Genomic DNA, 13,653 nt, shown 5'->3' with positions numbered 1-13,653 from the left:
TCTCTTTCTTTCACACTCATCCTGTTATTATAACAGACTTCCTCACGCTCTCTCTAATCGAGGACGTTTTTTGTGTCAATTTCTGAGAAAATGACGTGGGTCACGGTTTGGGCATACGGAGAGGTGCGGTCGATGAAGTGTTCGATCGTTTCCAGGCTGTCCGCGTTCATCTTCAGCATATAACACGCCGCGCCGGCAATCCGAAAACAAAATTCAATGTTGGGAATGGATTGAATGTAGGTTTTAAATTGATCGTATTTTCCGTTTTTCACTGTTGCTTCGACAATACAGGAAACGGGAAGCCCGATCTTTTTTTGATCAATGTCCAGCGTATAGCGCTTAATAACGCCGAAAGATTCAAGCTGCCTGACACGCTCTGTGACCGACGGGGCTGACAATTTGATTTTTCTGCCCAGCTCCCGCATGGACAGGCGGCTGTCCCGCTGCAGCTCTTTTATGATGCTCAGATCAACATTATCTAGTTTCATGACTGTAGTCCTTCCTTACCTTTTTGGCTATATTATCAAGAGAAATCCGAAAAATAACAAGAATAACAATCTGAAATGAGGAAGGTTTTTTCAGGAACAGACGAGAAATGGTCATATTAGGACTGCCCATTGCTTATAGTATAGAGGAAAAAAGATGTCTGACAGGAGGGAATTGTATGTTACACACGCCGATCGGCAGGCTTCGCACGATGGGTTTTATTGAAGGCATGTCGCTTTTGGTGCTGCTGTTTATCGCGATGCCGCTGAAGTATTGGGCTCATCATCCGCTCGCCGTCACCATTGCCGGCTCCATTCACGGCGGTTTGTTTATCATTTATTTGGCAGTGCTGGCGTATGCGGCGTTTACCGTCAAATGGCACGTGAAATGGTCAGCCGCCGGTTTTATCGCGGCCTTTATCCCGTTCGGCAATTTTATTTATGATCGCGGCCTGAGAAATTATAAATGAAAAGCTCCTCTTTTTTACAGAGGAGCTTTTTTTATGCGTTACATCCATTTCGTCACCCAGGCGATATAATAAGCCCCGGGGAGGAATACGAGCTGGGCGAGAAGCGTGCCCGCGACCCTTGAAGTCACCATCGTCAATGATGTCCATTTTAAGGAGACATAGCTGCGCTTGCCCTTCGCCACATCGTCTGCCAGTACGGATACTTTCGGATCAACAAACACGGCCAACAGCATGGTCGCAACCCCGTTGATTAAACCTGATGCCATCACCGCCGTCGTGCTGTGCTCAGGCGCCAGAAGGCCGGCGTACAGAGCGGACAGGACGCCGATCGTGTAAATGGACGTAATGACCATATTAATGACAAACAAGCGTTTCGGGATCATTCGGAATTGAAGCCCTTTTAAATAGGAGACGGACGGACGTCTGATATAAGAACGCGCATGCTTCAGCCCGTTCAGTGAAAACCCTTTTTTAAATACCTGCATGACGGAGCCTCCTCCGTCCGCCAAGTGTATAATCGCCCTGGTGAATAACGCGACGAATGTCGGCAAAAGACAGATGCCGAGTATCGTTCCGACCGTGGAGCCGAATATTAAAAACCGAAACTGAGCGCCCACAACAGACAGGGCGTTTGATCCGGCGGCATCAATCAGATGTCCGGTAAACGGCTGCTGGACCATGTTTGACATGCGCGATACGATGACCATGACATTAAATAATGACAGCGCGGACGCGATAAATCCGACTCTCGCGCCGGAAAGCCGTGTTGCATAAGCAAGTGTTTCAATCGAATGTATTAAGAGCAGAAAACAGAAGATAAACAGTACTTGTGAAGTCATAACGTGCAATGTATGATTCCTCCAAATCTTTTCATACTGATTAGACTCTGCAGAAAGCGGCGAGGTTTCGGCCGATCAAATAAAAAAACCGCCCGGATGTCCGGTGCGGTTTTGTCTTATTCTTTTCTTACGCAAATAAATAATATATGGTTTCCCGCCTTAGCCCGCGGGTGATTCGTAAATTACAGTTCCGAGAATCATTCTTCGAAAGTAAACACCATGGAAGTTCTTGAACACAAGACAACGAAAGCCCTACCTCTCAATCGTCACTGCGGCTCCGAAGCCGCGCCGGTGTGAATTGTAAAACAAAAAGTCTTTTTTCCATCTCTTCGTTAGGGGCGAATAGTCAGAAGGAAAAGAATAAGCTCAGCTTTTTTTCAAGCTGTCCGTTGAAGCCTGAAGCTTCTATATCAAAACAGAAAAAAGAAGTTTACTTTCTTTTTTATTTGCATGTTGTCACTTAGCAGTTAATTATAACAGATTGCCCCCGAATGATCAAATGATTTATTAAAGTTCCAGCTCGGCCGGCGTTTTTTCACCCGCGTTCATGAGCTTGATCTGCTTCGGTTCAATTTCAAGAATCACCAGGTTCGGATCGTCTTTTCCTTCGAACCAGCGTTCCAGTTTCGAATCCCACAGCTTTTCTTTTAAATCTGCTGAGTTGTTCAATTTGGCGGTTCCGGCCACTTCCACATAAGCGTCACCGAATCCGTCACAGTCATACCCTAACAAGATATGAACATTCGGATTGTTTTCAATTTCTTCCGCTTTATGAGTGTCTTTGCTCGTCGGCGTATAAATGGTTAAGCCGTCATGGAAAAATGTCATGTAGCGTGAATGCGGCTTGCCTTGCTCTACTGTCGCAAGCGAACCGACTTTATGATGATCCAGTACTTCAAGCACTTTTTCTTTGATTTCATTTTGATTCATGAAGAATCACTCCTTTTTAACGTCTCCGCTGTTACTTTTCCACATTGGGGAGACATTTAAACCAAGAAATGTGCTCTTCTGCCGTTCTTCGCTCCATTCCCGCTTCAGCATGCTGTAATTCACCGTGTCATGGTATGCGCCCTGTACGAAAATGCCTTCTCTCGTCAGTCCTTCTTTCTGAAATCCGAGCCGTTCCGCCACCGCCCTGCTTTTCGTGTTTTTTTCAGCGGCGCTGATCATGATGCGGTTCAGCCCGAGGTCCTGAAATGCATGGGTGATAACCGCCCGGCAGCTTGCAGTGATGATGCCGAATCCTTCATGCTCCCGATCCAGCCAGTAGCCGATCTCTGCTTTTTGATTGACTGAATCGACATTATGGATGCTGATCATGCCGCAAAACCGGCCCTTTACAAAAATTCCGGCGTCGAAACCATTCTCTTCCGCGTATTTATAGCGCCATTCCGGAATGATCACATCGCGGTACGTATCGATATCAGCCAGTTCTTCCGCCCAGCTGAGCCATTCGCTGAGATGGTTTTGATTTCGCTTCATAACAGAATACAATTCGTCCGTATCTTCTTTGGTAAGCAATCTGATCGTCAGATGTTCCCGGATTTGACAGGAAAACACGATCACACCTTCTTTCCTTTATTAGCCATTATACAGGTAAATTCATTTTTTTCCATACAAAAAAAGATGAGGCGTGCAGCCTCATCTTTAAATGCGCGGGTCGGTAAAAATGTCATGATCATCCGTGCTTGGCGATGACATTTCCGTAACGACGGCCCCTTCCTCTCCTGCTTGGAACCAATGTTTCGTATCCGGCAGAATGGTGTATTGTCCGCCCGGTTCCAGCACAATTTCATTCCAGACGGTGTAGTATTCCTTATCTTCTTCCGGCGGAAGGACGCTTGGGTTCTCTGCCTTTTCGCCTTCCACGTAGAGATACACCTTCCCCCAGCGGCAGCGGAATGTCTCTTGTTTTCCCTTTTCGCCGCCGACCGGCGGATGACGGTGTTCCGGACACGTCTGGCGCGGGAAGAGCACCAATTCTTTTGAACAGTAGCGGTCGGTATTCACATAAATAAACAGCTGAAGCCCGGTTTCCTCAAGCTTGCCTAAGCCGTAATCCATGATTTGAATATCTTCGACTTCATCATCAGTCAGAACGATTCCCGCTTTTTGATAGTATGCATTTACGTCTTGCTTCGATATTGTCATGCTTCAGCCTCCTTATGTGGTCACAAATCTGCCGCCGTTGACATGCAGCGTCTGTCCGGTCATATAAGATGATTCATCTGAGGCCAATAGCACATAGCAGCCGACATGCTCAACAGGCTGGCCTGCCCGGCCCATCGGCGTATCCTGACCGAAGGAAGCGACGGTTTCTTCCGAGAATGTCGCCGGAATAAGCGGTGTCCAGATCGGTCCCGGCGCCACGGCGTTGACACGGATACCGTCGTTGACGAGCGCTTGCGCCATGGATCTCGTAAAACCGTTAATCGCGCCTTTCGTAGCCGTGTAGTCAATCAGCTGCGGATTGCCTGTGTATGGATTAATGGATGTCGTATTGATGATCGCGCTGCCCGGCTTCATGTAATCAATTGCTTTTTTAGTCAAATAAAATTGTGAGTAAAAGTTTGTCTTAAAGGTTCTGTGAAGCTGCTCGCTTGTAATGTCCTTAATGCTTTCTTTCGGATGCTGTTCCCCGGCGTTATTCACGAGAATATCAAGACGTCCGAATTCTTCAACCGTTTTTTCAACGGCTTCATTGCAAAAGTCTTCCTCACCGACATCGCCGGAGATTAACAGACATTTTACGCCTTCTTCTTCCACTCGTTTTTTTTGTATCCTCCGCATCTCCGTTTTCATCAAAATAGACGATCGCGACATTTGCGCCTTCCTTTGCGTAAGCGACCGCTACGGCGCGTCCGATACCGCTGTCGCCCCCTGTGATAAGCGCGGTTTTCCCTTTTAGTTTATCAGCGCCTTTATATTCTTTGTATTCGTAAACAGGCGCCGGATTCATTTCGTTCTCAATCCCCGGCTGGCGGTTTTGTGATTTTGCAGGGAATTCCTTCGGATAGTTTTCCATGTCAAGTTCCTCCTTATTGTTCGTTGTCATATTTCTTGTCTACCTCTGCTGGCTTTTGGATAAACATGAATGAGACAGTTCAAAATGTTTTCGGAGAAAAATGTTTCACATGAAACGCAAGAAAAAAACCCGGCTGGCAGCCGGGTTTTTGTTTTCAATTATGAACGTACCGCTTGTTTGCGGAGAACGTCTTTTCTCACTTTTCCAAGGTTGTTTTTCGGAAGTTCGCTGACGAACTCAATCTCCGGGATTTTAAAGGCAGCAAGACGTTCTTGAAGGAATCGGGTCACTTCTTCTTCTGTCAGGTCTTCTCTGCCGTTTGTCACGATGAACGCTTTCGGTTTTTCACCGTAAAGCGGATCAGGGATACCGACAACCGCTGTTTCGAGAATTCCCGGCACTTGCTGAATGACCTCTTCAATCTGGTCAGGATAAATATTGTCGCCTCCGTAGATGATGACATCTTTATAACGTCCGGTGATAAAGATAAATCCGTCTTCATCCACATATCCGGAATCGCCCGTATGGAACCAGCCGTCTTTCAGCACTTTTCGTGTCGCTTCTTCGTTACCTTCGTATCCTTTGAATAAAAACGGATTTGTCACAACGACTTCTCCGATTGAGCCTTGCGGAAGGACTTCGCCTGTTTCCGGATCTACAATGCGGACGTCCACTTCTTCCATCGGTTTACCCGCAGAAGCGGCTTTATCCATTCCCATTTGCGGATTCCAAGAGCTGATGCCCCACGCTTCAGTGCTTCCGTATCCGTGCATGAGCGGAATGCCGATGTCGCGATACTGCTGGATCAGGCTGCTTGGCACCTTTGTTCCTCCAGTCATCAAATAAACGATAGAAGACATGTCAGTCTGGTGCGTTTCCCATGCTTTCAGCAGATATGTGAAATAGACTGGCAGCGCCATGATGGTTTGAATTTTCTCTTTTTCGATGAGCTTCAAGTTTTCCACAGGGTCCTGATTGTCTGTCATAATGAATGTCGTTCCGCTCATCGTGCCGACCATCTGGCAGATAATCGCGCTCGTATGGTAATTCGGATGGCATGCTAAGAAGCGGACATTCTGCATTCTCCCCGTGTATGCCAATGTCGCTTTTACGTAGTTGTATATGCCGCCGTGAGTGATCATGCAGCGTTTCGGATTGCCAGTAGTACCCGAAGTAAACATCAGCAATGCCGTATCATTTTCGGACACGGTTTCGACGTCCGGTGTATCGCCGGCGCCTGTCAATAAAGCGTCAAACTCAGGTGTTGTCTCCGCAGCTGTTCCGGTCACGACCTTCAGTTTAAGAGAAGATGCAAGCGCAGGAAGCACTTCTTCCATAATCTCTTTAAATTCAGTGCCGTAAAAAACAGCTTTCGGTTCACAGGCTGCTAAAATGCCTTTCATTTCATACGGTGTTAATTGCCAGCTGACCGGCACAACCACCGCTCCGATTTCAAGTGCCGCAAACATGACGATAGATGCCGCGTGGCCGTTTTTACAAAGCATCGCCACTCTGTCGTCTTTTTTTATTCCTTTATCAAGAAGCGATTGCGCAAGCTGGTTGATTCGTTTTCGATATTCCGCGTAAGTCAGGGTATGCGCACCGCTTTTTACAGCTTCGATCTCTTCGCTATTTGAAATGTCGTGCAGAATCAGATGCTGTAATGTCTCCATATTTTCATCTCCCATAATCATAAATCACAAAAAACTCTGTCAGATTTTCTTCCTCACGCAACCCATTTTAAACCAAAAAATATAACTTGTAAAACTATTTTGTTTTAGAACTATTCCATTCGTGAATGATACAATAGTCCTATGTTTTTAGTTTCTTCCCTTCCCCTTACCCTCATACATACAGAAAAAAACACACCCCATATGAGGTGTGCGCCATCTGTTCAGCGCTGTCCTTTCTCCTGAATGAAATGATAAAACAGCCTGTTTAAACGTTTGTATAAATCAGCTTCATCCTCAGTCTGGAAGGCTTTTATACTGGCTTCGGACTCAATGATGGCCGAGCTGACCGCACTTAATATTTCCGACCCTTCAGCGGGCATATCAGCCGGCGCCATCATCACTAAAGCGCGGCTGACGGTCAGGGAATTTCCGTCCATGCCTTTGACACTGCATGGAGCTGTCAAATCATAAATTTTGAAAAAAGGTGTGACAATATCTTCATTTTTGAGATGGTACAGCGCCATTGCCGTTCCCGGAATGCCGAGCCCGCCCTGTTCTTCACGCTCTGCAAGGCGCTGTGCGATTTTTCGGGCATGATGAACCAATCCTTCTTCCTCCAGCATGGCAAACATACGGTTCAAAAACAGCTCATACGCCATGTTTGAATCAATGGATTTGATCGAAAAGTTCCGCAGCACGCTTTGGATAACCGCCGCATAATGCGCTATACGCCCGGCCGCTTCCAGCATATCAGGCGTCTCCGGCTGGTTCTCTTCTCTTCTGCCGTTTCTTTTCTTGTCAAGAATCAGCGGAATCTTTCTTTTGATGTACTGCTTGACCTGATCGGCGTCTTCTTCATTTAAAAGCGGACTGACCATGACATAATCAATGTTTTCATACGGGATCGGCACAGTGGACACAATCATGTCGTATGCGGCGGTATCACGGTCCTTCAGTTCAATAAGGGAAGACATATCAAAGGAACGGATTTCCGGGAGCTCTTTTTTCAGTCTGGATGCGAGCATTTTGGACGACCCGATGCCGCTTGAACAGACGATCAGCGCTTTGATTTTCGCTTCTTCCCGTTTGATTTCCAGGGCGGAGCCGAAGTGCAGAACGATGAAAGCGATCTCATCATCAGGGAAATGAAGCCCCGGAAAGAATTTTTCCATTCCTTCTTCTACGGCCATATACAGCAGGAAGTAGTCGCGTTTAATTTGCTGAGTCATCGGGTTGTACATGTCGATACTCTCTTTTACCCGGTTGATGGCTGGCTCGAGATGAGCGATTAAACCGTCGTATAAAGAGCCGTTTTCCCTCAGATCTATTTTAATTTTTTCTGAAATGAAGCCGATCAGCTGCTTTGTTTGCAAAGCCGTTTCAACTTCAATGTTCTCGGGCTTGAATTCGGTTTTGTATTGGCGGTTGGCGCTCCGTAAATGGATGGTGATATAGCCGATCTCAGCCTCCGGTATCGAAACGCCGAAGGCTTTTTCAAGCTCTTTTGCCATTTCGAGCGCGGAGCCGTATTCCTTCGTCTGCTGCAGCGCTTTTAGTTCAGAAGCCTCCATCGTGATGGTTTCTCCGAGTCTGATCCGCTCCATCGCAAAGGTTAAATGAACCGCCAGCGCCATATAGGAGCTGTCAGATAAGGCGATCGAAATTTTTTCCTTGAGCTGAATCAAGAGCCGGTCCATTTTCAAAAGTTCCGCTTTATTTACGACGCCGAACATTTTATCAGCAGCGTCGGGTTTTCCTTTAATATTCAATTCAACCGCTTCCAAAAAGCTTTGAATATCAAGGCGGTTGACCATGAGATTGCCGACGATTTTCCGTTTCGCATTTTCCGGTCCCGTCAGCTGAATGCCGAAACCTCTTTTTCGGATCAGCGTCAAGCCGAAGGGCGCAATCCAAGTCTCCAGCTCATCAAGATCATAACTGATCGTCGCGTTTGTCACTTGGAGTTCGTTCGCCAGACTGTAGAGCTTGATCGGATCTTGGGACTCTAATAGTGAACATAGGATTAAAAGTTTCCGCTCCTCAGCGCTGTATTCTTGCTGTTCATAGGACAGGTCTGACAGGAGTTTCTGTTTATCCTCCGGGTTTCCCACCGCTTTCAGTCCTTTGCCGGGCTGTTTATCAAGTGCCAGACCGAATGATTCCATCAGCGGTTTGATTGTTTTTAATTCGCGGTGAACGGTTCTTGTGCTGACTTGTAAAGCTTCCGCCAGTTCATGCACTGTTTCGTACCGGTTCTGCAGTAAAAGATGTTTCATTAATTTTTGTTCTCTCGCTGTCATATACATGAAACGCGCCTCCAGATTTTCTAGTTGTGGGGGATGCGGCACATGGGGGGTGCTTCCGGGGAAAGTGTTGTAATTAAAAATATAAAACGCTTTCAATGATTATTCAACCATTTTCTAATGGCAATTTGGCACTGGTCCGTGTGACAGTATTGAATAAGAAAAATGTGTCAGATAATATGCCCATGACGCTTGGTTCCTTTCATCTGAACGGCTATACTTCAAAGTGACCTTACTTGTTTTTAGACATTGCACACCACATAAACAAACGCCCGGGAAGATACCTTCCGGGCGTTTTGTTTATGGAATATCATAACCTTGGACACTTGTATAAACCCGAAACCATTGATCATGGCTGAGTGTGTTAGCTGATGCACGCACCGCGGCGGAAATGCGGCTCTGTTTTCCGCTGCCGACAATCGGCATGATGTCCGCCGGATGGGTGAACAGCCATGCGTACATGACTTCGTCAATGGACGCAGCGCCGATTTCTTCCTGTACGGAACGAAGCGCCGCGCGGATCCGGACGTCCTTATCTGATTGGCCTGTAAAAACGCTTCCGCCCGCAAGCGGTGACCACGCCATCGGCGGGATGCGTTTTTCCTGACAGAAATCCAGCGTGCCGTCATGAATATTTTCCAGCTCGTAAGCAGAAATTTCAATTTGGTTCGTGATGAGCGGATCGTCCAAATAGGATTCGAGCATTCTGTACTGGTGCGCTTTAAAGTTTGACACTCCAAAATATCTGACCTTGCCCGAGCTTTTCAGCGCATGAAACGCTTCAGCCACAGCTTCCGGGTCCATAAGCGGGTCGGGTCTGTGAATGAGCAGCACATCGAGATAATCCGTATTCAGATTCAAGAGCGACTGCTCAGCCGACGCTAAGATGTGAGATTTCGACGTATTATAATGGTGCGGCTTGTTGCCGGGCCGTTCCGGTGACTCAATGACGATCCCGCATTTTGTGACGATTTCGATTTGCTCCCTTATCGAAGGTGAAAGGGACAAAGCACCGCCGAACAGCTTTTCACATGTATAACTGCCGTATATATCGGCATGGTCGAAGGTGGTAATGCCTTGGCTGATACACCATTCAATCAGATCCAGCAGCTCTGTGTCCGAATAATTCCATTCGTTCAGGCGCCAAAGTCCGTGTATCACTCTTGAAAATTCCAGGTCTTCAGCCATTTGAATACGCTGCATGTGAAATCCCCCTTTTTCTTAGTGAGCCCTTGTCTCTCTGTTTTCAGGAATTGCCCATGCTGTTTCATTCTGCTTCGGCGGCTGATTTTCCTTTCAGCCCGCAAAAATCGTCATTTAATGATTCTGAAACTGCTTTTTCGCTTTTTCAACGACGTAATGGCTTCCGCCGCGTTTTTTGACGTCTTGAATCATCATCGCGATCAAGAGGTCTTTCTTTTTATAATCGTAGCCGACAAACCAGCCGTTTTCTTTGCCGTCTTTATCTTCTTTTGACGTTTTCAGCTCGGCTGTGCCGGTTTTTCCGGCTACAGTAATGCCGCTTACGGCCGGCTGATATGCAGAGCCGCGCGGATCTTCAACGACGCCTCTCAGCCCTTTTGTGATTTCTTCGGCATTGGCTTTGGATACCACTTGCTTATGCCAGATTTGCGGTGTTTTTTCTCCGTCTTTGATTAATGTTGGTTTGACGAGATTTCCGTCTGTTACAAATGCGGTATAATCAGCCGCTAAGTGCAGCGGAGACATCAGCATCTGTCCTTGGCCGTAGCCCGTATCCCCGAGAAGAATCTCGGAATCAAGCTTGCCATTTGCGATTGACGACTTTTCAATCGGGAATTGGTACGGAATGTCTTCGTCAAAGCCAAATGTTTTTAATCCTTTTGTAAACGCGTCCGCTCCGGCGTCTATGGCATTTTGCGCAAAGTAGATGTTGTCCGATGTAATCAGCGCGTTTTCGAGATCCACTTCATTCAGGCGCTCTGATACGCGTGTGACGTGGTAACCGCCCCAGCTTGAATCTTTCTGCCACTCTTTTCCGGTGATTTTTTTCTTTTCCGACGCTTTCAATGTGCCGTTTGTCAGGCCGACTGCCGCGGCAATCGGTTTAATCGTTGATCCCGGTGCATACAGCTTGTTGAATTTCGCTGAAAACGGATTGTCTTTATTTTCATTCAGCTTTTTCCATTCTTTGCCGCTCCAGCCGAAAATAAAGCCGTTCGGGTCATAAGACGGTGCGCTGACAAGCGCGAGGGTCTCTCCCGTTTGCGGTTCAAGGGCGACTGCCGCTCCGCTGTCATCTTTCATGGAATCATACAGCTTCGTCTGCGTTTTCATATCAATCGTTACATGAATATCCTGCCCGTTTTCGGCTTTCTTTTCAGCAATGACCTCTCCCGTTTGCGGGACGTAAATTTTCCAGCCGGTCGTGCCGCGCAGCTTGTCTTCGTATACATTTTCAAGGCCGGCGGTGCCGATTTTGGAGGTGTCGCTGTATTGGCCTTCCTTCGCTTTTTTCAGTTGCTCCGCTGTGATTGTTTTAATATATCCGGTCAGATGGGCCGCTTTTTCACCGTACGGATAGTAGCGGGAGCTGACTTTCGTTTTCGTCACGCCATCTAATGCGAGCAGGCTTTTGACCTTGCTTTCATCATCCGGTCTGATTTTTTGAATCGGAACATAGGAGTCATCTTTTACCCAGCCCTGATTCAGCTTGCTTTTGATATCGTCTTCAGAAAGGTCCAGTTTTTCAGACAGTTTTTTGATCACGCTGTCTTTATCCTTGCCGAGTTTTCCAGGGATAATGCCGATTTCCGGCACCTCCGTATTCACGGCCAGGCCTTTGCCGTTTTTGTCGTAGATTTGCCCGCGCTTCGGTTCTTCATTTGCGATCTGCACGGTTTTGTCATCGGAAAGCTGTTTGAAAATAAAAGAAGGATTCCAGTCGATGTTCCATGATTCTCCATCGTCTGTTTTTTCTTTTTTCAGGACGGCCGTGTTGTCAAAGGCGACCTTCCCTGCTTTTGTATCCATGCTGACTTTATAATCGATGTGCTGAAGGTCATCTTTTTTCTTATCGTCTTCGTCCTGTTTTTCGGCAGTGACTTTCAGATTTTTGACCCCTGCTTGTTCATAAATGGTTTCATATCGTTTTACAAAATCCTTTTTGGATAGTTTTTTCTTTTCATCCTGGGTGAGGCTTTGGTACATTTTATCGTAATGACCGCCATTCCAGTCTTTTACGAAATCTTTCATTCTGTCTTCGGCTGACTCCGATTTCGAGCAGCCGATTAAACCTATGATTCCTGCGAGTAAAAGTAATAGGTATAATCCTTTTTTCACTGTCTATTCCCCTGCCTTCCAATTGTTATTTTCTCCTAAACCAAATGAGGCTTGCAAGGATTTTTTATTTATAGTGTTTTAAATTTTTATGTTTTTCAGCTATTTTTGTCCATATTTTTATACAATGTATCTATTAATAAAAGGGGGAGTTCCGAATGATCAGAGAAGCAGCCATGCTGCATGTAAAAGAAGGTCTTGAAGGAGAATTCGAAGCGGCATTTCGCCGGGCGGAGCCGATTATAGCGGGGATGAAAGGTTATCTGTCCCATTCCTTGTCCAAATGTATGGAGGAAACGCATAAATATTTGCTGCTGGTGGAATGGGAAACATTAGAGGATCATACAAAAGGCTTTCGCGGATCGCCGAAATATCAGGAATGGAAAGCCTTACTGCACCGTTTTTATTCACCATTTCCCGTTGTAGAGCATTTTCAGGATCTATCAAACTCAGATTACGTGAAGCGTAAAACCGATTAAAGAGATCGACCATACAAAAACGGCGGTATATATATTGAATTTCCCGGAGCCGTCGTTTTCTTTCCGTTTTTCTTCCAGCCCCTGAATGAACATGACCGCACCGAGAAACACGAGCATAATCGGCTGTATGACAGATGTATGTTCTGCATACGTAAATGCGGCAGCAGCAAGTATAATAATCAGCATCGCGAGTGACAGTTTTAAAACGCGCAGCAAAAAAATCCATCCTTTCTGTTAGCATTTTTTGAACACAATTCTATTTCTGTCTTTATCCCCCATTATTCTAGCGTACTTTTTACGCGGATAGAACGAAAGTCGGACAATTTTAAGTTTGTTTTAAGGAGAACAAAAAGCGCGCTCCCGATGAAAAGGAGCGCGCGGTTTATGAGCGGGCGAGGCTTCCGTATCCGAGTCCTCTGAGAACGCATGCCATGACTTCATATCCTCTGCCGTTGGGGTGTACGCGGTCATGAGAGAGATATTCGTTCAGCTTACCTTTGAAAGCGCTGTGGACATCGGCGATTTTGACGTGCGGCGCCGATGCGAGTGTGCTGAGGTGCGCATTATAAGAAGATATCCATTTCTCTGCAATGGAAATACCCGGGAAAGGGTTGTATAAATTGAAGACGCGGATCTCATAAGGAGACGGATGCGGCCCTTTTAAGGCTGTGATCTTGGCTATCATCTTTTCAAAGTTCTCGTGACAGTGACTGGACACACTGGTGAACACCGAAGCGTCAGATGTTTGCTGATATTCCCGAACCGAATCGATCAAATCGTTGCCGCAGCCTGTAATGGTAATCATATCAGCAGCCTGAAGCCGCCTCTGAATGTACGGCCAGGACATAAGCCCGAGAATTTCTCCCGTCTCAAGGCCAGATTTGGCAAAGATGGATACGTCGGTTTTTGTCTGTAAATCTTCTGCCATCATACGTCCGAACCGCTGAACAAAACCGGCGGAAAACGGGCCGGATCCCCTTCCCGTCGTCAAAGAATCCCCAAGCGCCGTATAAACAAGTCCCATTTTCTTTCCTCCACTCGTTACTATCGATATTGTAATG

General features: G+C 46.6%; 13 protein-coding genes and 1 pseudogene. 2 read left to right on the top strand and 12 right to left on the bottom strand.

Annotated elements, in window-relative coordinates; genetic code table 11:
* Positions 1–53: 53 nt before the first annotated feature.
* On the bottom strand, positions 54–488 hold the full coding sequence (locus AADZ70_RS17105; protein WP_045926223.1) for an Lrp/AsnC family transcriptional regulator: 435 nt from the start codon (positions 486–488) through the stop codon (positions 54–56).
* Positions 489–664: 176 nt separating this feature from the next.
* Between AADZ70_RS17105 and AADZ70_RS17100 the strand changes: the two genes are divergently transcribed.
* Positions 665–955 carry a DUF3817 domain-containing protein gene (locus AADZ70_RS17100; protein ID WP_013351048.1) on the top strand — a complete coding sequence of 97 codons (291 nt, stop codon included), beginning with the start codon at positions 665–667 and terminating at the stop codon, positions 953–955.
* A 38-nt stretch (positions 956–993) separates the two neighbouring features.
* Here the strand turns inward: AADZ70_RS17100 and AADZ70_RS17095 are convergent, their stop codons facing one another.
* From AADZ70_RS17095 to AADZ70_RS17055, 9 genes and pseudogenes are all read right to left on the bottom strand, one after another.
* On the bottom strand, positions 994–1,803 hold the full coding sequence (locus tag AADZ70_RS17095) for a lipid II flippase Amj family protein (protein WP_064778194.1): 810 nt from the start codon (positions 1,801–1,803) through the stop codon (positions 994–996).
* A 498-nt stretch (positions 1,804–2,301) separates the two neighbouring features.
* Entirely contained in the window at positions 2,302–2,724 is a 423-nt protein-coding gene (locus AADZ70_RS17090) for a pyridoxamine 5'-phosphate oxidase family protein (RefSeq protein WP_045926226.1), read from the bottom strand.
* Positions 2,725–2,730: 6 nt separating this feature from the next.
* The gene (locus AADZ70_RS17085; RefSeq protein WP_342007370.1) at positions 2,731–3,354 is read right to left on the bottom strand and encodes a GNAT family protein; all 624 of its coding nucleotides are present in this window, start codon (positions 3,352–3,354) and stop codon (positions 2,731–2,733) included.
* Positions 3,355–3,441: 87 nt separating this feature from the next.
* Entirely contained in the window at positions 3,442–3,945 is a 504-nt protein-coding gene (locus AADZ70_RS17080) for a D-lyxose/D-mannose family sugar isomerase (protein WP_342007369.1), read from the bottom strand.
* A gap of 12 nt (positions 3,946–3,957) precedes the next feature.
* Positions 3,958–4,819, bottom strand: a pseudogene (locus AADZ70_RS17075) (SDR family oxidoreductase).
* Positions 4,820–4,977: 158 nt separating this feature from the next.
* Positions 4,978–6,492, bottom strand: a complete 1,515-nt coding sequence (locus AADZ70_RS17070; protein WP_342007368.1) for a class I adenylate-forming enzyme family protein — start codon at positions 6,490–6,492, stop codon at positions 4,978–4,980.
* Positions 6,493–6,713: 221 nt separating this feature from the next.
* The gene (locus AADZ70_RS17065) at positions 6,714–8,798 is read right to left on the bottom strand and encodes a transcription antiterminator (RefSeq protein ID WP_327815897.1); all 2,085 of its coding nucleotides are present in this window, start codon (positions 8,796–8,798) and stop codon (positions 6,714–6,716) included.
* Between the two features lie 297 nt (positions 8,799–9,095).
* Positions 9,096–9,998 (bottom strand): aldo/keto reductase family oxidoreductase, encoded by a 903-nt coding sequence (locus AADZ70_RS17060; RefSeq protein WP_049627901.1) that lies wholly within the window; start codon positions 9,996–9,998, stop codon positions 9,096–9,098.
* A gap of 114 nt (positions 9,999–10,112) precedes the next feature.
* Positions 10,113–12,116, bottom strand: a complete 2,004-nt coding sequence (locus AADZ70_RS17055; RefSeq protein WP_342007367.1) for a penicillin-binding transpeptidase domain-containing protein — start codon at positions 12,114–12,116, stop codon at positions 10,113–10,115.
* Between the two features lie 155 nt (positions 12,117–12,271).
* Between AADZ70_RS17055 and AADZ70_RS17050 the strand changes: the two genes are divergently transcribed.
* Entirely contained in the window at positions 12,272–12,592 is a 321-nt protein-coding gene (locus AADZ70_RS17050; RefSeq protein ID WP_016937227.1) for an antibiotic biosynthesis monooxygenase, read from the top strand.
* Here the strand turns inward: AADZ70_RS17050 and AADZ70_RS17045 are convergent.
* Together AADZ70_RS17045 and AADZ70_RS17040 are read right to left on the bottom strand one after the other, a co-directional pair.
* Positions 12,563–12,808 carry a YczI family protein gene (locus AADZ70_RS17045; protein ID WP_047476264.1) on the bottom strand — a complete coding sequence of 82 codons (246 nt, stop codon included), beginning with the start codon at positions 12,806–12,808 and terminating at the stop codon, positions 12,563–12,565. The two genes, AADZ70_RS17050 and AADZ70_RS17045, sit on opposite strands and share 30 nt — an antisense overlap.
* Before the next feature lie 166 nt (positions 12,809–12,974).
* Positions 12,975–13,616 (bottom strand): GDSL-type esterase/lipase family protein, encoded by a 642-nt coding sequence (locus AADZ70_RS17040; protein ID WP_342007366.1) that lies wholly within the window; start codon positions 13,614–13,616, stop codon positions 12,975–12,977.
* Between the last annotated feature and the right edge of the window lie 37 nt (positions 13,617–13,653).

This window comes from Bacillus sp. YBsi01 (assembly GCF_038406745.1).
Taxonomy (GTDB): Bacteria; Bacillota; Bacilli; order Bacillales; family Bacillaceae; genus Bacillus; species Bacillus siamensis.
This window is presented reverse-complemented; position numbering and strand designations above follow the sequence as displayed.

Excerpts from the sequence above, each read along its gene's own strand:
- AADZ70_RS17050 (WP_016937227.1), top strand. The coding sequence starts at position 12,272 with ATGATCAGAGAAGCAGCCATGCTGCATGTAAAAGAAGGTCTTGAAGGA.
- AADZ70_RS17080 (WP_342007369.1), bottom strand. The coding sequence starts at position 3,945 with ATGACAATATCGAAGCAAGACGTAAATGCATACTATCAAAAAGCGGGA.
- AADZ70_RS17100 (WP_013351048.1), top strand. The coding sequence starts at position 665 with ATGTTACACACGCCGATCGGCAGGCTTCGCACGATGGGTTTTATTGAA.
- AADZ70_RS17065 (WP_327815897.1), bottom strand. The coding sequence starts at position 8,798 with ATGTATATGACAGCGAGAGAACAAAAATTAATGAAACATCTTTTACTG.
- AADZ70_RS17060 (WP_049627901.1), bottom strand. The coding sequence starts at position 9,998 with ATGCAGCGTATTCAAATGGCTGAAGACCTGGAATTTTCAAGAGTGATA.
- AADZ70_RS17070 (WP_342007368.1), bottom strand. The coding sequence starts at position 6,492 with ATGGAGACATTACAGCATCTGATTCTGCACGACATTTCAAATAGCGAA.
- AADZ70_RS17040 (WP_342007366.1), bottom strand. The coding sequence starts at position 13,616 with ATGGGACTTGTTTATACGGCGCTTGGGGATTCTTTGACGACGGGAAGG.
- AADZ70_RS17105 (WP_045926223.1), bottom strand. The coding sequence starts at position 488 with ATGAAACTAGATAATGTTGATCTGAGCATCATAAAAGAGCTGCAGCGG.
- AADZ70_RS17090 (WP_045926226.1), bottom strand. The coding sequence starts at position 2,724 with ATGAATCAAAATGAAATCAAAGAAAAAGTGCTTGAAGTACTGGATCAT.